Source organism: Pedobacter antarcticus (assembly GCF_900112985.1).
In the GTDB taxonomy this organism is placed as follows: Bacteria; Bacteroidota; Bacteroidia; order Sphingobacteriales; family Sphingobacteriaceae; genus Pedobacter; species Pedobacter antarcticus.
Genome location: NZ_FONS01000013.1, coordinates 73,485 through 94,225 on the forward strand (window position 1 = coordinate 73,485; position 20,741 = coordinate 94,225).

The window sequence follows — 20,741 nt, forward strand, 5'->3', positions numbered from 1 at the left end:
TGCCAAAATGACATTAGTTCAACTTACAATGGACAACATTCAAACTCTTAATTTGTTCTAGAAATTGATTAGTAGGATTGATCTTCAGTGACTTAGAAGGCAATTCAAGACTAACCTGCTGCTCTCTGTCGTATACCGTAAAATTAAGCATACAATTTTGCTGCTCGGTATTCTCCTGATTTTCGGCAATCAATTCGTAAATCTGACTAATGATCTGATCACTAATACCCTGAATAGGTATCTGCAGCGTAATACTCTTAGCCAACTTCTCTCTCAGGTCAGACAGCAATGCAATGGACGTGATCTTAAACTCCCAGTCGCCTTCTTTTCTGAAGCGTTCAGCTACCCTGCCCCTAATCTGCAGAAAGTAACCTTCCGTCATAAACTGTTTAAACTTGACAAAATCTTCGCCAAACAAAGCCAATTCACAACTGTCATTGTAGTCTTCAAACGTAATGGTACCAAATGGCTTACCTGTTTTTGTCATTCTCTGTGCTGACAATACGACAAGTCCTCCCACACAGAGTTCCCTGTTCTTCACCTGTTCAAACTCTGCCAGAACTTCTTCATTGGTATCGCCCATTCTAACCTTATTCACCATCGACAGCTGACGTACTGTATGCTGACAGAACTCGTCAAGTTCCAGTTTATAGTTATCAAGTGGGTGTCCGCTCAAAAATATACCGATAGCATCTTTTTCATATTTCAGCCGGTCTATCAGACTCCATTCTGCTGCCACAGGCAACACCGGTTCCTGGATCATATCTGCAATAGTACCACCGAAAAGTGAAGATTGTGTAGAAGATTCACTATTCTGGAAATCATTGGAATATTTGATCAGCTTCTCAATCCCATTCATCTTGTCATTCATTCCAACAAAAAAGTATTGCGCACGATGATAGCCGAAGCTGTCAAAAGCTCCGCTGTAAACAAAACTTTCATAGGCTTTTTTGTTTACTGTACGGGTATTGGAGCGGCGTGAAAAATCGTGTATAGTCAGATATTTACCGCTCTTATTTCTTTCTTCTATAATACTCTCGACCGCTTTCTCTCCCACCCCTTTAATACCGGAAAGGCCAAAACGGACTTCCCCTTTATTATTCACGGAAAACTTCAGAATGGATTCATTCACATCTGGCCCAAGCACCTGAACGCCCATCTGTTTACATTCTTCCATGAAAAAGGCTACCTGCTTGATATCGCTCATATTATTCGTTAATACCGCAGCCATATATTCGGCCGGATAGTGGGCTTTGAGATAAGCGGTTTGATAAGCGATCCATGCATAACAAGTAGAGTGAGATTTGTTGAAGGCATAGGACGCAAATGCCTCCCAGTCTTTCCATATTTTCTCCAGTGTAGCTGGTGCATGCCCCTTCTCTGCAGCTTGTGCTACAAACTTGGGCTTCATCTTGTCCAGTACATCTTTTTGTTTTTTACCCATTGCTTTACGCAGAACGTCAGCCTCACCTTTGGTAAAGCCAGCCAATTTCTGCGACAGCAACATCACCTGCTCCTGGTAAACGGTAATTCCATAGGTCTCCTGCAGGTATTCTTCACAAGCATCAAGATCATACTTAATTTCTTCTTCCCCATTCTTTCTGCGGACAAAACTTGGAATATACTCCAGCGGACCCGGCCTGTATAATGCATTCATTGCAATTAAATCTCCGAATACAGTTGGCTTCAGTTCTTTCATGTATTTCTGCATTCCACTGGACTCGTACTGGAAAATACCAATGGTTTCCCCGCGCTGGAAAAGCTCGTAAGTTTTAACGTCATCAATCGGAAAATGATCGGGATCGAGCTGAATACCCGTACGAAGACGAACCAGTTTAACAGTATCTTTAATCAGGGTTAATGTCTTTAGCCCCAAAAAGTCCATTTTCAGCAAACCGGCACTTTCAACAACTGAGTTGTCAAACTGAGTCACATACAGGTCTGAATCCTTGGCCATAGCCACAGGAACATAATTGGTAATATCATCGGGCGTAATAATTACGCCACAGGCATGGATACCTGTATTTCTTAAAGAACCTTCCAAAATTCTGGCCTGCTGTATAGTCTCTGCACTCAGACTTTTAGACTCCGCAAGATCTTTCAGTTCTACAACCCTTTCGTATTCGTCTGCACGCAATACCCCTTTAAGCGCCTTTTCATCCAGGTTAAAAATCTTAGCCAGCTTCAGATTCGGAATCAGTTTGGCAATCTTATCTGCCTCAAAAAGTGGTAGATCAAGCACCCTGGCCGTATCTTTAATGGACGATTTTGCAGCCATTGTACCATAGGTGATGATCTGCGCAACCTGATTAGCACCGTATTTATTGATTACATAATCCATAACACGGCCACGTCCCTCATCATCAAAATCAATATCTATATCGGGCATGGATACCCGATCCGGATTCAGGAAACGCTCAAACAGGAGATCATATTTAATGGGATCTATATTCGTGATCCAAAGACAATAAGCAACTACAGAGCCCGCAGCGGAACCCCTTCCCGGACCTACAGACACATCCAGATTCCTGGCTTCCCTGATAAAGTCCTGTACAATCAGGAAGTAACCCGGATAACCGGTCTTTTCAATAGTCTGAAGTTCAAAATCCAGCCGCTCTATAATATCAGCTGATAATTCACCGTATCTCTTTTTCGCACCCTCATAGGTCAGATGACGCAGGTAAAGGTTCTCTCCCCTCTTACCACCATCATTTGCATCTTCTGCGACAATAAACTGTTCAGGAATATCAAACTTAGGTAAGAGTACCTCCCTGGCCAGTTTGTAAATTTCGATCTTATCTACGATTTCCTGAATATTAAAGATGGCTTCTGGCAGGTCTGCAAACAACTTTTTCATTTCTGCTGAAGATTTGAAATAGTATTCCTGATTTGGCAGACCATAACGATAACCACGGCCACGGCCAATTGGGGTGGCCTGCTTCTCCGCGTCTTTTACACACAATAAAATATCATGCGCATTCGCATCCTTCTTATTAATATAATAGGTGTTATTGCTAGCTATAATTTTCACTTCGTGCTTACGGGCGAGGCCAACCAGTGCTTTGTTCACGACATCTTCATCTTCCTGATTATGCCGCATTACCTCTATATAGAAATCGTCACCGAATTTCTCTTTCCACCAGAGCAGTGCTTCCTCTGCCTGATTTTCTCCCATATTCAATAACTTACTGGGCACTTCGCCGTACAAGTTACCTGACAACACTATGATATCATCTTTATACTGTTCGATAACCGCTTTATCTATTCGCGGCACATAATAGAACCCTTTGGTATAGGCGATAGATGACATCTTCGCAAGGTTGTGATAACCTCTTTTATTCTTGGCCAGCAATACCACCTGGTAGCCATTATCCTTCCTTGATTTATCGAGATGATTTTCACATACAAAAAATTCACAACCTACAATAGGCGTTATTGCTTGTTCTGATCCGGCTTCTCCCTTCTCAATCGCAGCCTTATTTCTGGCCTCAACACCTTTGTTATGATTTAGAACCTGATTTACAAAGTGAAATGCGCCCATCATGTTCGCATGATCAGTCATCGCAACTGCAGGCATACAGTCTGCCGCTGCAGCAGCAATTAAACCGGGAATATTTATGGTAGATTGTAATACAGAGAACTGGGTGTGGTTGTGCAGATGCACATAATTAGCCTCCTGAAGTTCTTTCTGATTATCCTGAAGTGCTTGTTTTGTAATCCCCGGACCTTCGGCTTTAGCTTGTCTTTTACGAATTTCGTCAGAAGCGGCCTTCAGGTTAATATGTTGCAGACCTACTCCCGGAATAACACCCGGATTGATCGTTCTGAACTGTTCGAGGTAATCTGGTGCAGCCTGTAACTGAGCGGTACTGAATGTACCCATTTTCAACAGCTGCAGGAAACAGCGTGTAGTAGCCTCTACGTCGGCAGTAGCATTATGCGCTTCCGCAAAGGGAATACCAAACAAATAATTATGGAGTTCGGTTAGCGTCGACAATTTGAAACGCCCCCCCCTTCCTCCAGGGATTTTTAACAGGTCTGCAGTAACTTCTGTACAGGTATCCAGCACAGGCATAGTCGCCATCGGACTCTCTATACCCAGTCTGTAGAACTCAGCCCCCATAATGTTAACGTCAAAACCAACGTTCTGACCGACTATGAACTTCGCTTTGGATAATACTGTATTGAATCGCTCCAATGCATCAGCCAGCTCAATCCCCTGTTCTGTGGCTAATTCTGTAGAAATACCATGAATACGCTCTGCATCATAAGGGATATTAAAACCATCGGGTCTAACCAGAAAATCCTGATGCTCTATGAGTTTTCCGGATTCATCATGTAACTGCCAGGCCAATTGTATACACCTGGGCCAGTTATTACTGTCAGATACGGGTGCATTATAATTAGCAGGTAGTCCGGTGGTTTCGGTATCAAAAATTAAATACATAGATGGGTAATTAAGAATCCTGGCTGATTAAGCCTGATAGACAAAATTACGTTTTTTTAAATCGCGAATAAAGGATTTTTAAGAAATGGCATTACTAACGCCGGATATTGCTTTGGTAGAATGCGCCAAACACATTAATGAGATTTAAGATTTAATTTGAGTTCCAGGAAGCATCTTGATGAGAAGATTTCCCAGCGTGTGGATTGACATGAGGCTGACGAACGAGTTTCGCTATCTCATACCCTTTGCGACGACAGCGTTCGATGATTTCTGCTGCTAGTTCTTCATCCAAAAATGGTTTCCTGGACAAGATGCAGAGCTGCTTTTGCTTGGGATGTCCAACAACAGCATATGAATAATCTTCTGCCAGTTCTATAATCCAGTAATCCACTCTTACCGGCCATACAAACTGTGATTTCATCTCAGCATTCCCAGTACCCCGGACCACAAAAAGTTTCGACCTCACATATTTTTGACCGTCATCGCCTGGTAACCGGTACGTGGTAAAGACAGCGTAATAACCATCAGGATGAATTACATAGGTTTCCGTAGTATCTCTCCAGCTCTTATCTACTGTTGCGGGAAGCGCATATATGACAAACCACCTTCCTGCATAAGACATGATATCGACTTTTTCTACCGGTGTATTATCCATGATATGATTTAATGTTTTGCGGATATAAAGCAAATGTAAATTCTTTAAGATAAAACCACGAAGCATACATAAAGTTTTAAAAAGCGTTTTTTAAAACTCCCTTAATTTTTCTACCTTGTGCGAATTGTCAGGCGTTTTAACGGGTGTTTTTTAGCCCCAAATTTCCTGATATATTTGATCATCATTTAAATATTAACTATGAAGATTACGGTTGTAGGTGCAGGAGCCGTCGGTGCTACCTGTGCAGATAATATCGCCCGCAAAGATCTGGCTGAAGAGTTGGTTTTATTAGACATCAAAGAGGGTTTTGCCGAAGGTAAAGCCATTGACATGATGCAAACTGCTGCTTTACTCGGCTTCAATACCCAGGTAAGCGGAGTAACTAATGACTATAGCAAAACAGCAGGCTCTGCTGTCGCAGTAATTACTTCCGGTCTTCCCCGCAAACCTGGCATGACACGTGAGGAACTCATTGGAATTAATGCTGGTATTGTTAAAGGCGTTGCTGAAAATATCCTGAAATATTCACCGGATGCGATTATTATCGTGATCAGTAACCCGATGGATACAATGACTTACCTGGCTCTGCGTTCTTTAGGTCTTCCTAAAAACAGGATCATCGGTATGGGTGGTACATTGGACAGCGCACGCTTCAGGTATTACTTGAGTGTAGCCCTGAAATGCAATGCCAACGACCTGCAGGGATTTGTAATCGGCGGACACGGAGATACAACAATGATCCCACTGACAAGATATGCAACTTACCAAAGTTTACCGGTATCAGAATTACTTGATGAGGCCACTTTAGCAAAGGTTGCTGCCGATACAATGGTAGGTGGAGCGACGCTAACCGGCCTGATCGGAACTTCTGCATGGTACGCGCCTGGTGCTGCAGGAGCTGCTCTGGTAGAAAGTATCGTCCGTGACGAGAAAAAATTATTTACCTGCTGTGTATCTCTGGAAGGAGAATATGGTCAGCAGGATATCTGCCTGGGTGTACCGGTAATTATCGGCCGTAACGGATGGGAAAAAATTATAGACTTTAAGCTGGATGATGCAGAGAAAGCTGCATTTGCCAAAAGTGCTGACGCAGTAAGAAGCATGAATGCTGTACTTAAAGAAATGAATCTTATCTAAATGCAGCGGATTAAAATTCCTTTAAGGCTCATTAGCCTTAATGATGACGGTTTCCACCTTTTGGTGGAAATTGTTGTTTACGGGCAGAAAAGCTGGGCTGTACTGGACACCGGCGCCTCACGTTCTGTATTTAATAAATCGTTTATTCAGCAATACAGTCTTGACTATGCGACTACGGAAACAGGAGCCACTACATTATTCAGTACGACCGATACCGTCCAGACCGTCTTCCCGAAACTTAAGATCGGCAAGCTAAAAATCAAGAATTACACTGCTGTCGGCCTTGACCTGGATTCGGTAAATGAGGCGTACCAGCAAATGGGGCACCCTGCTGTGGTAGGAATCGTCGGTTGTGATATTTTGCAGACCTACAAAGCGATTATCAACTGTAGCAAGCTGCATATGACATGCAAGCCCAGCTTCGCAAAGAAGAGTAAGAAAAATAAAAAGAAGTAGAATAAGATTTTAACAAAAAAAGGTTCCTCTATTATGGAGGAACCTTTTTTGTTTAATATGTTTTTCTGACTATGCGTCGATCTTAGCATATTTTGCATTACGCTCAATGAACTCTCTTCTTGGTGCAACCTCATCTCCCATTAACATAGAGAAAGTATGGTCACATTCTACAGCATTTTCAATTGTAGCCTGCATTAATGTACGTGTAGCCGGATTTAAAGTTGTTTCCCACAGTTGTTCTGCGTTCATCTCTCCTAAACCTTTGTAACGTTGAATATGTACGCTTTCTTCTTTACCCTGTCCTTTAAGACGTTGAACAGCTATATCACGCTGCTGATCATTCCAGCAATATTCCTGCTCTTTACCTTTTCTAACCAAATAAAGTGGTGGCGCTGCAATATAGACGTAACCGGCTTCGATAAGTGCTTTCATATATCTGAAGAAGAATGTCAGGATCAGTGTCGTAATGTGTGATCCGTCAATATCAGCATCCGTCATAATCACAATCTTGTGGTAACGCAGCTTAGTTATGTTTAAGGCTTTATCATCTTCAGGAGTACCGATACTTACACCTAAAGCAGTAAACATATTCTTGATCTCATCATTTTCATAGATCTTATGTTCCATTGCTTTCTCAACGTTCAGAATCTTACCTTTTAATGGAAGGATAGCCTGGAAATTACGGTCACGGCCTTGTTTTGCCGTTCCACCCGCTGAATCTCCCTCGACAAGATACAATTCGCATTTAACCGGATCACTATCAGAACAATCTGCAAGTTTACCAGGTAAACCCGATCCACCCATTACGCTCTTACGCTGAACCATCTCACGGGCCTTCCTTGCTGCAGCTCTCGCTGTTGCTGCCAGAATAACCTTATTAACGATCATTCTCGCTTCTTTAGGATATTCTTCCAGGTAAATACCCAATGCTTCACCAACTGCAATATCGACAGCCCCCATAACCTCTGTATTACCCAGTTTAGTCTTGGTCTGTCCTTCAAATTGAGGCTCCTGAACTTTTACAGATATAACCGCAGTCAGTCCTTCACGAAAGTCATCACCGGTAATCTCAAACTTCACATTTTTCAGTAATCCAGATTTCTCAGCATAGGCTTTCAATGTACGTGTCAGACCTCTTCTGAAACCTGCAATATGCGTACCCCCTTCATGTGTATTAATGTTATTCACATAAGAGTGTACATTTTCTGCGTAACTGTCATTGTATTGCAGTGCAAGTTCTACAGGGATACCGTTTTTAATTCCTTCTACATAAATAGGTTCAGGAATAAGGGAAGGGCGTCCGCCGTCAAGGAACTGTACAAATTCTTTTAATCCGCCTTCTGAATGAAATACTTCATTCAAAAATGTGCCATCTTCCAGCTCTTCACGTTCATCTGTCAGCGTAAGCGTAATTCCTTTATTCAGGAATGCAAGTTCTCTCAGACGTGAAGCTAAAGTATCATAACGGTACTCTGTAGTCTGTGTGAAAATCTCGTCATCCGGTGTAAAAGTGATGATAGTACCTCTTTTATCAGTTGTACCTACTACTTTAACATCATATTGAGGTTTACCTTTGCTGTACTCCTGAACAAAAACTTGTCCTTCGCGATGTACTTCGGCCTTCAAATGAATAGAAAGTGCATTTACGCAACTTACACCTACACCGTGCAAACCGCCAGATACTTTATAAGTGTCTTTATCGAATTTACCACCGGCATGCAGAACCGTCATAACGACTTCCAGTGCTGACCTGTTCTCTTTCTTGTGGATTCCTGTTGGAATACCCCGGCCGTTATCTTCCACGCGAATGGAATTATCTTTCAGGATATTAACATAAATGGTATCGGCATGGCCGGCAAGTGCCTCATCGATAGAGTTATCTACTACCTCGTATACTAAATGGTGTAAACCTTTAAATCCTGTATCTCCTATATACATCGAAGGGCGCTTACGCACCGCTTCTAAACCTTCTAATACTTGTATATTATCTGCCGAATAATTTGACTTTGAATCTTTTTCTTCGCTCATAAATGTTAATAAAAAATAAGATTCAAAAATAACCATTTAAGCCCAATTAAAGGCAAATGTGGATAACTATTTGATGCTAAACCGCTAATAATGACGCAAAAAAAACTACATATTTAGGATACTAATTTTGAAATTTTATATTTGCTGAAATTTGAATTGAAAACATTTAATAAATTACCATAAATGAATAACAAATCCTTTAAACTAGGCACTCTGGCTACAGCTGTAGCATTAGTTTCCGTAATGGCATCCTGCCAGAATAAAGACAATGGCGCAGCGACAGGCAGTACCGCTAAAACTGAAACAGCTTCAGTTAAAAGTGGAGAGCCGATTGTTTACGTTGATTCGGACTCTTTATTAACAAAATACCAGTATTTCAAAGATTTAAAAGTGAAACTGGATGCAAAATCTAAATCTGCACAAACTGACCTGGCTTCTAAGCAACAAGCCTTTCAACGTGAAGTAGCGCAATACCAGCAATCACAAAATACGATGCCTGCTGACCAACGTGCTTCTACTGAAGAAAGATTAGGCCGTAAGCAACAGGAATTACAGACTTATCAGCAAAACGCAGGTGCAGCATTACAAAATGAGCAGGCTGAAGAACAGGAAAAACTGTACAACAAAATTGCAGATTACCTGAAAGTATATGCTAAGGGTAAAGGTTATAAAATGGTGCTGACTTACCAAAAAGGTAACAGTGCAATCCTATTTGCTGATGCATCACTGGATGTTACAAGTGAAGTTATTGTAGGTTTAAACGAAGGTTATAAATCAGACAAAAAATAAACGTCACGGTATTAAATCTGAAATTAAAACAAAAAATCCCCGCCATATAGCGGGGATTTTTTGTTTTAATTGTATTGAATAAGTATCCCGCACTGGATTATTTATCTTCCTCAAACAGGTTATCTGTAAGGTCGTCAATTTCACGCCTGTCCCTCTTAGTCGGTCTGCCTGCACCTCTATCTCTGATCAAAACCGGAGAATGAAATACGGATTTATAACCTTGTGTTTCTTCCAGTGGAGTAATATCTTTGTATTTGGTTACCGCAATCTTTGACTCCACTCTGTTATAAAGGAGTTCTACTACTTCTATGATTTTCTTTTCTATACCTTTAGATACCTGATAAACATCTCCCGGTTTAACTATCGCCGAAGCTTTGATATTTTGCCCGTTCTGTTTTATCCTTCCAGCTTTACATGCTTCAGTTGCTAAAGTTCTGGTTTTAAACAATCTTATTGCCCATAAGTATTTGTCTATCCTTAGTTTTTCCTGCTCTGCCATAAAAATCAAAAATACAGCAATAAAAGATCGCTCAATACATAAAATTCATTTATTTTGCGAATAAATAAAATTTAACAATGATTCAGGATTTGAAAAAATTAATCGAGGCTGCCTGGGAAGACAGGACCTTGTTAGAATATCCACAATATTGTGAGGCGATTGAAACCGTAGTCATGCACTTAGACAGTGGTGAAATGCGCGTTGCAGAACCAGTATTAAATTCATGGGGAATTAACGAATGGATTAAAAAAGCGGTTATCCTTTATTTTCCGATCCGGGAGATGAAAGAAATTCAGGCCGGTCCTTTCGTGTTCCATGATAAAATGAAATTAAAAACCAATTATAAAGAACTAGGTGTACGTGTTGTACCTGGAGCAAGTGCGCGTTTTGGTGCGTATATCGCTAAAGGTGTAATTCTGATGCCTTCTTATGTGAACATTGGTGCTTATATTGATGAAGGTACAATGGTTGATACCTGGGCGACCGTTGGTTCATGTGCACAAATTGGGAAAAATGTTCACTTAAGTGGTGGTGTTGGTATCGGTGGTGTACTGGAGCCGATTCAGGCTGCACCGGTTATTATCGAAGACAATTGCTTCCTTGGTTCAAGAGCAATCGTTGTCGAAGGTGTGAAGGTAGAAACTGAGGCTGTTTTAGGCGCGAATGTAGTTTTAACTGCTTCAACGAAAATTATCGATGTTTCTGGCAGCACTCCTGTGGAATATAAAGGCGTTGTTCCGGCAAGATCTGTAGTTATTCCTGGGAGCTATACTAAGAAATTCCCTGCTGGTGAATACCAGGTTCCTTGTGCGTTAATCATTGGTAAACGTAAAGAATCTACAGATAAAAAAACTTCTTTAAATGATGCGTTGAGAGAAAACAATGTAGCTGTTTAATCAGATCTGGCCAGGGTTTTGTAAATGTGCAAACATTCAATACTCCTGGCCAATCTTATTTTTCAGATTTAATCTTCCGCCCCCCGGCAGATAATTCATAAGACTCGAAGCGAAGATCCCAGCTTTCATTATGTGTATTTTTCATTCTTCCGCCAGCTTGTCGAAATATGGTGCGCATAAATAAATTAGTATAGCAAAAGCGAAATGAAACCATGAAAATAGGCTTTGACGGAAAACGGGCTGCGAATAACCTGACAGGTTTAGGTAACTACAGCAGATCTCTGATTGAACAGTTAGCCGGATATTTCCCGGAAAACACATATTTTGTTTATACGCCTAAAATTAAATCTTCCGGACAGATCGGCGCTTTCTTCAAGTTACCCGGCATCCATTTGTGTCTTCCGCCTTCAGGCACCTTACTGAAAGCATTGTGGAGAAGCATTGGTATAGGCAGGCAGCTGATAAAAGATAATATCGACATCTACCATGGCCTGAGCAATGAAATCCCTTTGCAGATTCCCATAGGTACAAAAAAAGTTGTCACCATCCATGATCTGATCTATTTGCGTTTCCCTCAGCATTATCGCTGGACGGACCGTCTCATTTATAATATTAAAAGCAAATATGCCTGTCGGCATGCAGATCTGATTATTGCTATTTCAGAAAGAACAAAAGAAGATATCATCCATTACTATCAGACGCCTGCAGACAAAATCAAGGTGCTCTACCAGAGCTGTGATGATAGTTTTAAAACACTTTTACCTACAGATGAGAGAAATGCTATTCTGAGTAAATATAGTCTGACAAAGCCCTCAGGGGAGCCTGTAAAATACTTTCTGAATGTCGGCACTATAGAGGCCCGGAAAAATTTATTGCTGATCATTCGCGCTTTACCAAAAATAGACACTGCCTACAAACTCGTCGTAGTTGGAAAAAAACAGGCCTATGCAGTCCAGGTTGCCGAAGAGATCTCAAAACTGCAATTACATGACCGTATTATCTTTCTCGAAAACATTCCTTTTACCGACCTGCCTGCTATCTATCAGGGTGCCGCTTTATTTATATATCCTTCATTTTACGAGGGTTTCGGTATTCCGGTTATTGAGGCCATGTACAGTGGCACTCCAGTTATTGCTGCGACAGGATCTTGCCTGGAGGAAGCCGGTGGGCCAGATTCCATTTATATCAGTCCGGATGATCCAGAGGCTCTTGCTGAAGCCGCGAACAAGGTTATACAATCGGCAGAGCTTACATCGCAGATGATTAGCGCTGGTTTTAAATACCTGGAAAAGTTTAATACGGCCGGATTGTCCTCTCAGCTGATGTTCGCCTATCGGGATCTGATCTATAAGTCCTGATTCCTGCGGAATATTTAATAAATTCGCATATTATGTTAAAGCAGGAAATAGAAAAGGCACTTACTGTGCTTAAAAATGGTGGAATAATCCTATACCCTACTGATACAATCTGGGGTCTGGGCTGTGATGCAACGAACCCGGAAGCTGTCGACAAAATCAGCAGGCTGAAAGGACGTGGTCAGGATAAGAGTTTCATTATTCTACTGGACAATGATAATAAGCTGCAGAGTTATGTAAAAGAGGTACCTGAAGTGGCTTATGATTTGATTGAATACGCGGAAAACCCACTGACAATCATTTTTTCCGGCGCAAAAAATCTGGCGCCGAACGTGATCAATTCCGATGGATCAATTGGCATTCGTATTGCAAAACATGAGTTTGTCGAGTCGCTGCTTCAACGATTCCGTAAGCCTATTGTGTCTACTTCCGCTAATATTTCCGGCCACCCTTCCCCTGCTTTTTTTGATGAGATTGAGGAAAAAATTATCAATGGTGTCGACCATGTGGTCGATTGGGAACAGGAAAACAGAACTCAGCGCAAACCATCAACAATCATGAAACTGGGACCATCAGGTCAATTTTCCTTCATAAGGAAGTAAGTTTTTGTACTTTTGCAAATCCATTTAACCTTTCTGGGGTTGACCGGGTAAACAATTATATACACATTGAAAAATAATCTAGAACACCCTGTTTTTAATATCCTTGCCGATATCGCTGCTGAAAATAACATTGAGGCGTATGTGATCGGTGGTTATGTCAGGGATATATTTCTGAACAGGCCTTCCAAAGACATTGATATCGTTGTATTGGGGAACGGAATTGAATTTGCAGAACTCAGCGGCAAACAGCTGAAAAGCAAAGTTTCCGTATTCAAGAGCTTTGGGACTGCTATGTTACGTTACAAGGATCTTGAAATAGAATTTGTAGGGGCAAGAAAAGAATCTTACCGGGCTGATTCCAGAAAACCCATCGTAGAAAACGGCTCTATACAGGACGATCAGCTAAGAAGGGATTTCACCATCAACGCACTGGCTTTATCATTAAATAAAAACAACTTTGGACAACTGGTAGATCCTTTCATGGGACAGGAAGATCTGGAACGAAGAATCATTCGTACTCCACTGGATCCGGAGCTTACCTTTTCAGACGATCCGTTGCGTATGATGCGCGCAATCCGTTTTGCAACCCAGTTAAATTTTGAAATAGAGGAGTCTGCATTGGCAGCTATCGCAAGTCAAAAAGACCGGATCAGCATTGTTTCAAAAGAACGTATCACCGACGAACTGAATAAAATTATCAGCGCACCGGTTCCATCTATAGGATTTAAACATTTATTTAATACAGGTTTACTCCAATTGATATTTCCGCAAATGGCAAATTTGTATGGTGTAGAGATCATTAAGGGTAAAGGTCATAAAGATAACTTCTATCATACGCTTCAGGTGCTGGATAATATCTGTACAGTGACTTCAGACCTCTGGTTAAGGTGGGCAGCGATTTTACACGACATTGCAAAACCGCCCACTAAACGTTTCGAAGAAAAACAAGGCTGGACGTTTCACGGGCATGAGGACCGGGGAGCGAAAATGGTACCTCAAATTTTTGCTCAATTAAAACTTCCGCTGAATGAAAAAATGAAGTTTGTTCAGAAATTGGTTCAGCTGCACTTGAGACCAATTGTATTGGCACAAGAGGTCGTAACCGATTCTGCGGTAAGGAGACTGCTCTTCGATGCCGGAGACGATATCGAAAGTCTCATGCTTCTCTGTAATGCAGATGTGACCACTAAAAATGAATATAAGGTAAAGAAATACCGAAACAATTTTGAACTGGTTAAACAGAAATTGAAAGATGTGGAGGAAAGGGATAAAATCAGGAACTGGCAACCTCCGGTAACGGGTCAGGATATTATGGACTATTTTGGTCTGCCCGCCGGAAAAGAGGTCGGACTGATAAAAAATGCAATCCGCGAAGCGATTCTGGAAGGTGATATAACCAATTCTTATAGTGACGCCCTAGCTTTTATGCTAAAAAAGGGAAAAGAGTTCGGTCTTAGTCCTGTCAGAACCCCGGATTCTGCTAATTAATATATTTAATTTTTATAATTTTATAGATCGAAAATCAGCTTAACAATGGCAATTTATAGATTCAGACTTACTTTTGATGATTACGATGAAGTGATCAGAGAAATCGATATTAAATCCAATCAAACTTTTGAGGATTTACATAAGGCCCTACACCGCTCTACAGGATATAATTCTGAAAAATCTTCGTCTTTTTATGTGAGTTCAGACCATTGGATAAAAGGTGACGAAATTGCATACCTGCCTAACCAGAAAAAAGTAGACAGAGGCGTGGCTACCATGGAGAAATCAAGATTGAGCAACTTTATTGAAGACCCACACCAAAAATTTTATTATATATATAATTTTGACCGCCCTTATGACTTCCATGTCGAACTGGTTAAGATTATTCTACAGGCAGATGCCAATATTGAGTATCCTGTGCTTTTTAAAAGTATTGGAGAAGCGCCTAAAATTTTTGATGCTAATAATTTTACGGCAGCAACAACTACGGCTGCAGTCTCAACCGACTTTGATTTCCTGAATGAAATGGACTTTGTACCTGAAGATACAGAAGAATTGGAAGCTATGGATGGTCGCGGTATCTCTACTTCATCTAAAAGTGATGATCATGAAGACGAGTCGGAAGAAGATGAGTTTTCTTCCGGAGATGATTATGATGCTGAAGACTACGACAGCAAAGAGGATTATTAAGCCAATATATGGCCTTATATAAAACACTTATCGTTATTGCGGGCCCTACGGGCATTGGTAAGACAGCTCTTGCCATTACCCTGGCCCGCCATTACGCAACTGAAATTCTATCCGCAGATTCAAGGCAATTCTTCAAAGAAATGTCCATTGGCACCGCAAAACCGGATGCGACTGAACTCGCTGCCGCAAAACACCATTTTATCGATTCGCATTCTATACACGATTTCTTTAGTACAGGAGATTTCGAGATCAGCGCATTGCAAACGCTTGAGGAAGTATTTAAAGTTAATGACCTTGCGATTATGGTAGGCGGTTCTGGATTATATCTGGATGCAGTAACCAAAGGTCTTGATGTACTACCTGAAACGGATATGAAGATCAGGGAAGAGTTAAATACACTTTTTAGGCAACAGGGACTAGATTCCATACGCGAGCAGCTATCCGCTGCCGATCCTGAATATTATGCAAAAATAGATCAGTCCAATCCTCAGCGAATGATCAGGGGACTAGAGTTTTTCCTCTCTACAGGAAGCAAAGTTTCGTCTTACCTGACGAATTCTAAAAAAGAAAGGCCTTTTCAGATTATCAAGATCGGCCTGAATACAGAACGGGCTAATCTTTACGCAAGAATCAATAAACGAGTTGATCTGATGATAGCCCAGGGTCTTCTTGACGAAGTAATAGGTTTGACAGATTACCGTGAACTGAATGCTTTAAAAACAGTCGGCTATGCAGAATTCTTCCGCTACCTTGATGGTGCAATTACATTAGAAGACGCAATTGTACAGATTAAACAAAATACCAGGAGGTTTGCAAAAAGACAGCTAACCTGGTTCCGCAGAGACTCCGAAATTAACTGGTTTGAACCGGGAAATGATAATGCTGTTATCTCACTGATTAATGAGCAGCTAACTAAGCCTGCGCAGTAGGGCCACCAAAATTCATTGGAAAACCTTCATTCTCATCCGGTGATTTAATTCTGCCATTAATATTCTCGAACTTTTCTATATTATCCTCTAATGCTGTCATTAGTCTTTTGGCATGTTCAGGCGTAAGTATGATTCGGGACTTCACTTTAGCTTTTGGAATTCCGGGCATCACGCGAATAAAATCAACTATAAATTCAGTATTAGAGTGGGTAATTATCGCAAGATTTGAGAATATACCTTCAGCTATCTCCTCAGACAGCTCAATATTAAGCTGGGTGGCATTTGGTTGATTTTCCATATAGCAAAAGTACCTTTTTATCTGGATTTAGTGGTAATTAACGTTAAAAAATTAGCTTAAATGTTAACAAAAAAAAGAGGGTACCTCTTCAGGCACCCTCTTTTTTCTCTACTGGAGATAATTATGCATCAACTTCTTCTTCTTGTTTAGAAGCCAGTAATTTATCGTATTCTTCCTGAGAACCTACAATAATACGTTCGTATCCGCGTACACCTGTTCCCGAAGGAATTAAGTGACCTACGATAACGTTTTCTTTCAGTCCCAGCATATTATCACGCTTACCTGCGATAGCAGCCTCGTTCAATACTTTAGTTGTTTCCTGGAAGGAAGCAGCTGAAATGAATGACTTGGTACCTAATGAAGCACGGGTAATACCTTGCAGTACTGAACTTGCAGTTGCAGACCTCGCATCACGAACCTCAATCTGTTTCAGGTCTTTACGTTTTAACTGAGAATTTTCATCTCTTAGTTTACGCATAGACAGAATCTGACCTGGTTTAACCGTATTGGAATCACCTGCCTCAACTACTACCTTTTTATCATAGATCTCATCATTTTCAATCATGAAGTCCCAACGATCTACAGAATTATTCTCTAAGAATGTAGTATCTCCCGGATCTTCAATATGAACTTTCTGCATCATCTGGTGAACAATCACTTCAAAGTGTTTATCATTGATCTTCACACCCTGAAGACGATAAACTTCCTGAATACCATTTACAAGATACTCTTGTACAGCAGCAGGTCCTTTAATCGCTAAGATATCAGCAGGAGAAATAGATCCGTCAGATAAAGGCATTCCAGCCTTTACAAAGTCATTATCCTGAACAAGGATGTGTTTAGACAATGGAACTAGGTATTTTTTGATCTCACCATCTTTTGATTCGATAGTCATCTCTCTATTACCACGTTTCACACCACCAAGTGTTACCACACCGTCAATTTCAGTTACAACTGCAGGGTTAGATGGATTACGCGCTTCGAATAACTCCGTTACACGTGGTAAACCACCAGTAATATCCCTTGTTTTACCAGTTGCACGAGGAATCTTAACCAAGATCTGACCAGTTTTCACAGCATCTCCATCATCAATTGAAACGTGTGCTCCTACCGGAATGTTGTATTGTCTGATCAACTCACCTTTTTTATCTAATACCCTTACAGAAGGATTCTTAGTTTTATCACGGGTGTCAATAATCACTTTTTCACGGTGACCAGTCTGCTCATCAGATTCTTCACGGAAAGTTACACCCTCAATGATTGCGTCAAATTCGATCTTACCAGCAAATTCAGAGATAATAACCGCATTGTATGGATCCCATGAACAGATCTTATCACCTTTTGAAACTTTAGCACCTTCCTCAATATAAAGGAATGAACCATAAGGGATATTGTTGGTCATGATTATTTTACCAGTACCTTCTTCAACGATTTTAAATTCGCCGGAACGTCCAAGTACAATTTGTTTAACACCTTCTTCACCAGTATCATTCGCTACAGTACGAACATTTTCAAATTCGATGATACCATCAAATTTAGCATTGATCTGAGATTCTGCAGCAATATTGGAAGCTGTACCACCGACGTGGAACGTACGTAATGTTAACTGTGTACCCGGCTCACCGATTGACTGAGCAGCAATTACACCGACAGCCTCACCTTTTTGAACACGTTTACCTGTTGCAAGGTTACGTCCATAGCAAAGTGCACAAACACCGCGTTTGTTTTCGCAGGTTAATACAGAACGGATTTCAACACCTTCTAAAGGAGATTCTTCAATAGCCTTAGCGATATCTTCATCAATGTCCTGACCAGCTCCAACTAACAATTCACCATCAAGCGGATTGAAAACATCATGTAGTGAAATACGACCTAATAATCTGTCATATAACGGCTCTACGATATCTTCATTATCTTTTAATGCAGTTGTGTACATACCTCTCAGCGTACCACAATCTTCTGCATTAACGATCATATCCTGTGCTACATCATGTAAACGACGCGTTAAATAACCCGCATCTGCCGTTTTTAATGCCGTATCCGCCAAACCTTTACGCGCACCGTGGGTAGAGATAAAGTACTCTAATACCGACAGTCCTTCTTTAAAGTTTGAAAGAATTGGATTTTCAATAATTTCACCACCTGAACCAGATTTCTGAGGCTTAGCCATCAGTCCCCTCATACCGCAAAGCTGACGAATCTGCTCTTTGGAACCACGGGCACCAGAGTCAAGCATCATATATACAGAGTTAAAGCCCTGGTTATCGCTCGATAACTGCGTCATCACGAATGATGTTAAACGGTTATTAATACGAGTCCAGATATCGATAATCTGATTGTAACGCTCATTGTTAGTAATGAAACCCATGTTGTAGTTATTTCTAACCTCTTCAACTTCTGCAGACGCCTGTTCTAACAGAATTTGTTTCTCAGCAGGAATATTAACATCCTGTAAGTTAAAGGAAAGACCACCACGGAATGCCATCTGGAAACCTAATTCCTTAATATCATCAAGGAACCTTGAGGCACGTGCCATACCAGTTACCTTAACAACATCACCGATGATATCTCTCAGGGATTTTTTAGTTAACAACTCATTGATATAACCTACTTCTTCAGGTACCATTTGATTAAACAGTACACGTCCAACAGTTGTATCAGTAAGTTTATTTACAATAATTCCGTCATTGCCCTTCACATTTACCTTTACTTTAATAAAGGCATGCAGGTCAATACGTTTTTCATTATAGGCAATGATAACTTCTTCCGGAGAATAGAAAGAAGAATCCTGTCCTTTAACTACACGACCTTCGTCAGTTCTACGGCCTTTAGTAATATAGTAAAGACCCAAAACCATATCCTGAGACGGTACCGTAATAGGCGTACCATTCGCAGGGTTTAGAATATTGTGTGCAGCAAGCATCAGTACCTGGGCTTCCAGAATTGCAGCATGACCTAAAGGTAAATGCACAGCCATCTGGTCACCGTCAAAATCCGCGTTAAATGCAGTACACACTAATGGGTGCAACTGGATCGCTTTACCTTCAACCAATTTAGGCTGGAAGGACTGGATACCCAATCTGTGCAGCGTTGGCGCACGGTTAAGTAACACAGGATGGCCCTTTAAAACATTCTCCAGGATATCCCAAACTAAAGGATCCTTTCTGTCTACAATTTTCTTAGCAGATTTTACTGTTTTAACGATACCACGCTCGATCATCTTGCGAATGATAAACGGTTTGAACAGCTCAGCTGCCATATCTTTAGGTAAACCACATTCATGTAACTTCAGGTTTGGACCTACGACAATTACAGAACGCGCAGAATAATCCACACGTTTACCCAGTAAGTTTTGACGGAAACGACCTTGTTTACCTTTCAGAATATCAGAAAGGGATTTCAGGGCACGGTTACCTTCAGTTTTTACTGCGTTAACTTTACGTGAGTTATCGAAAAGAGAATCTACAGCTTCCTGTAACATCCTTTTCTCATTACGTAAAATTACCTCCGGTGCCTTAATCTCGATCAAACGTTTTAAACGGTTGTTACGGATAATTACACGACGGTATAAATCATTTAAATCTGAAGTCGCGAAACGACCACCTTCAAGTGGTACTAATGGACGCAATTCAGGTGGAATAACGGGAACGATCTTGATGATCATCCACTCCGGATTATTTTCAATACGGGTTCTTGCACCACGGAAAGCCTCTACAACCTGTAAGCGTTTTAAAGCTTCATTTTTACGTTGCTGAGAAGTCTCAGTTGCAGCCTGGTGACGCAGATTGTATGACAAAGCATCCAAATCGATACGTTTTAATAAATCCTCTAACGCTTCAGCACCCATTTTGGCGATGAATTTATTAGGATCTTTATCATCCAGATATTGATTTTCTTTTGGTAATTTATCCAAAATATCCAGGTACTCTTCTTCTGTTAAGAAGTCCATATACTGAATACCTTGTTCTTCCATTAAGCCAGACTGAATAACTACATAACGCTCGTAGTAAATAATCAGGTCTAATCTCTTTGTAGGAAGTCCTAGTAAATAACCGATTTTATTAGGCAATGAACGGAAATACCAGATATGCGCAACAGGAACAACTAAATTGATGTGCCCCATACGTTCTCTACGTACTTTTTTCTCCGTTACCTCAACACCACAACGGTCACAAACAATACCCTTATAACGAATACGTTTATATTTACCGCAATGACATTCGTAATCTTTAACCGGACCAAAAATACGCTCGCAGAACAAACCATCACGTTCAGGTTTGTAAGTCCGGTAATTAATAGTCTCAGGTTTTAACACCTCACCACTAGAGCGCTCTAAAATAGCCTCCGGCGACGCCAAACTAATGGTAATCGAGGTGAAATTGCTTTTTAATTTATTATCCTTTTTGTAAGACATAGCTCTGTTGTTTGAATTTGAAAATTTAAAAAGCCGGAACGGCATCGGGTTGCCCCTG

Annotated in this window: 16 protein-coding genes; 9 read left to right on the forward strand and 7 right to left on the reverse strand. The window is 40.9% G+C overall.

The genetic code is table 11. The features are described from left to right. Positions 1 to 13: 13 nt before the first annotated feature. Entirely contained in the window at positions 14 to 4,447 is a 4,434-nt protein-coding gene (gene dnaE, locus BM192_RS18625) for a DNA polymerase III subunit alpha (RefSeq protein ID WP_037439853.1), read from the reverse strand. A gap of 151 nt (positions 4,448 to 4,598) precedes the next feature. Next, positions 4,599 to 5,102, reverse strand: a complete 504-nt coding sequence (locus tag BM192_RS18630; RefSeq protein WP_051759785.1) for a lipocalin family protein — start codon at positions 5,100 to 5,102, stop codon at positions 4,599 to 4,601. Positions 5,103 to 5,300: 198 nt separating this feature from the next. Here BM192_RS18630 and BM192_RS18635 point away from each other — a divergent pair, with 198 nt between their 5' ends. Next, positions 5,301 to 6,239 carry a malate dehydrogenase gene (locus tag BM192_RS18635; RefSeq protein WP_037439855.1) on the forward strand — a complete coding sequence of 313 codons (939 nt, stop codon included), beginning with the start codon at positions 5,301 to 5,303 and terminating at the stop codon, positions 6,237 to 6,239. After that, a complete protein-coding gene (locus BM192_RS18640; protein ID WP_051759783.1) occupies positions 6,240 to 6,695 on the forward strand; it encodes an aspartyl protease family protein in 456 nt (151 codons plus the stop codon). 69 nt (positions 6,696 to 6,764) lie between these two features. On the opposite strand, the gene gyrB is transcribed toward BM192_RS18640, so the two are convergent. Further along, a complete protein-coding gene (gene gyrB / locus BM192_RS18645) occupies positions 6,765 to 8,723 on the reverse strand; it encodes a DNA topoisomerase (ATP-hydrolyzing) subunit B (protein ID WP_037439870.1) in 1,959 nt (652 codons plus the stop codon). A 183-nt stretch (positions 8,724 to 8,906) separates the two neighbouring features. On the opposite strand from gyrB, the gene BM192_RS18650 reads away from it, so the two are divergent. Then, positions 8,907 to 9,512 carry an OmpH/Skp family outer membrane protein gene (locus BM192_RS18650; RefSeq protein WP_037439857.1) on the forward strand — a complete coding sequence of 202 codons (606 nt, stop codon included), beginning with the start codon at positions 8,907 to 8,909 and terminating at the stop codon, positions 9,510 to 9,512. Between the two features lie 97 nt (positions 9,513 to 9,609). On the opposite strand, the gene BM192_RS18655 is transcribed toward BM192_RS18650, so the two are convergent. Then, positions 9,610 to 10,011, reverse strand: coding sequence for an RNA-binding S4 domain-containing protein (locus BM192_RS18655; protein WP_037444008.1), 402 nt, complete (start codon positions 10,009 to 10,011; stop codon positions 9,610 to 9,612). 77 nt (positions 10,012 to 10,088) lie between these two features. On the opposite strand from BM192_RS18655, the gene BM192_RS18660 reads away from it, so the two are divergent. Continuing rightward, entirely contained in the window at positions 10,089 to 10,907 is an 819-nt protein-coding gene (locus BM192_RS18660) for a 2,3,4,5-tetrahydropyridine-2,6-dicarboxylate N-succinyltransferase (protein ID WP_074589187.1), read from the forward strand. Positions 10,908 to 10,962: 55 nt separating this feature from the next. Here the strand turns inward: BM192_RS18660 and BM192_RS21225 are convergent, their stop codons facing one another. Continuing rightward, positions 10,963 to 11,085, reverse strand: a complete 123-nt coding sequence (locus BM192_RS21225) for a hypothetical protein (protein ID WP_262497184.1) — start codon at positions 11,083 to 11,085, stop codon at positions 10,963 to 10,965. A gap of 34 nt (positions 11,086 to 11,119) precedes the next feature. Here BM192_RS21225 and BM192_RS18665 point away from each other — a divergent pair, with 34 nt between their 5' ends. The 5 genes from BM192_RS18665 (at position 11,120) to miaA (ending at position 15,971) form a co-directional block, all read left to right on the forward strand. Further along, complete coding sequence (locus BM192_RS18665; RefSeq protein WP_037444006.1) at positions 11,120 to 12,265, forward strand: glycosyltransferase family 4 protein; 1,146 nt, start codon at positions 11,120 to 11,122, stop codon at positions 12,263 to 12,265. A gap of 32 nt (positions 12,266 to 12,297) precedes the next feature. Further along, positions 12,298 to 12,864, forward strand: a complete 567-nt coding sequence (locus BM192_RS18670) for an L-threonylcarbamoyladenylate synthase (RefSeq protein WP_037444003.1) — start codon at positions 12,298 to 12,300, stop codon at positions 12,862 to 12,864. A 66-nt stretch (positions 12,865 to 12,930) separates the two neighbouring features. Further along, the gene (locus BM192_RS18675; protein WP_037444000.1) at positions 12,931 to 14,352 is read left to right on the forward strand and encodes a CCA tRNA nucleotidyltransferase; all 1,422 of its coding nucleotides are present in this window, start codon (positions 12,931 to 12,933) and stop codon (positions 14,350 to 14,352) included. 45 nt (positions 14,353 to 14,397) lie between these two features. Beyond that, the gene (locus BM192_RS18680) at positions 14,398 to 15,042 is read left to right on the forward strand and encodes an IS1096 element passenger TnpR family protein (protein WP_037443997.1); all 645 of its coding nucleotides are present in this window, start codon (positions 14,398 to 14,400) and stop codon (positions 15,040 to 15,042) included. A gap of 8 nt (positions 15,043 to 15,050) precedes the next feature. Then, positions 15,051 to 15,971, forward strand: a complete 921-nt coding sequence (gene miaA, locus BM192_RS18685; RefSeq protein WP_037443994.1) for a tRNA (adenosine(37)-N6)-dimethylallyltransferase MiaA — start codon at positions 15,051 to 15,053, stop codon at positions 15,969 to 15,971. On the opposite strand, the gene BM192_RS18690 is transcribed toward miaA, so the two are convergent. Then, positions 15,955 to 16,269, reverse strand: coding sequence for a DUF3467 domain-containing protein (locus tag BM192_RS18690; RefSeq protein WP_037443991.1), 315 nt, complete (start codon positions 16,267 to 16,269; stop codon positions 15,955 to 15,957). The genes miaA and BM192_RS18690 overlap by 17 nt on opposite strands. Before the next feature lie 121 nt (positions 16,270 to 16,390). Further along, positions 16,391 to 20,683 carry a DNA-directed RNA polymerase subunit beta' gene (gene rpoC, locus BM192_RS18695; RefSeq protein WP_037444012.1) on the reverse strand — a complete coding sequence of 1,431 codons (4,293 nt, stop codon included), beginning with the start codon at positions 20,681 to 20,683 and terminating at the stop codon, positions 16,391 to 16,393. Between the last annotated feature and the right edge of the window lie 58 nt (positions 20,684 to 20,741).

Coding starts and splice junctions, on each gene's coding strand:
- dnaE (WP_037439853.1), bottom strand. CDS start 4,447: ATGTATTTAATTTTTGATACCGAAACCACCGGACTACCTGCTAATTAT.
- BM192_RS18630 (WP_051759785.1), bottom strand. CDS start 5,102: ATGGATAATACACCGGTAGAAAAAGTCGATATCATGTCTTATGCAGGA.
- BM192_RS18635 (WP_037439855.1), top strand. CDS start 5,301: ATGAAGATTACGGTTGTAGGTGCAGGAGCCGTCGGTGCTACCTGTGCA.
- BM192_RS18640 (WP_051759783.1), top strand. CDS start 6,240: ATGCAGCGGATTAAAATTCCTTTAAGGCTCATTAGCCTTAATGATGAC.
- gyrB (WP_037439870.1), bottom strand. CDS start 8,723: ATGAGCGAAGAAAAAGATTCAAAGTCAAATTATTCGGCAGATAATATA.
- BM192_RS18650 (WP_037439857.1), top strand. CDS start 8,907: ATGAATAACAAATCCTTTAAACTAGGCACTCTGGCTACAGCTGTAGCA.
- BM192_RS18655 (WP_037444008.1), bottom strand. CDS start 10,011: ATGGCAGAGCAGGAAAAACTAAGGATAGACAAATACTTATGGGCAATA.
- BM192_RS18660 (WP_074589187.1), top strand. CDS start 10,089: ATGATTCAGGATTTGAAAAAATTAATCGAGGCTGCCTGGGAAGACAGG.
- BM192_RS21225 (WP_262497184.1), bottom strand. CDS start 11,085: ATGCGCACCATATTTCGACAAGCTGGCGGAAGAATGAAAAATACACAT.
- BM192_RS18665 (WP_037444006.1), top strand. CDS start 11,120: ATGAAAATAGGCTTTGACGGAAAACGGGCTGCGAATAACCTGACAGGT.
- BM192_RS18670 (WP_037444003.1), top strand. CDS start 12,298: ATGTTAAAGCAGGAAATAGAAAAGGCACTTACTGTGCTTAAAAATGGT.
- BM192_RS18680 (WP_037443997.1), top strand. CDS start 14,398: ATGGCAATTTATAGATTCAGACTTACTTTTGATGATTACGATGAAGTG.
- miaA (WP_037443994.1), top strand. CDS start 15,051: ATGGCCTTATATAAAACACTTATCGTTATTGCGGGCCCTACGGGCATT.
- BM192_RS18690 (WP_037443991.1), bottom strand. CDS start 16,269: ATGGAAAATCAACCAAATGCCACCCAGCTTAATATTGAGCTGTCTGAG.
- rpoC (WP_037444012.1), bottom strand. CDS start 20,683: ATGTCTTACAAAAAGGATAATAAATTAAAAAGCAATTTCACCTCGATT.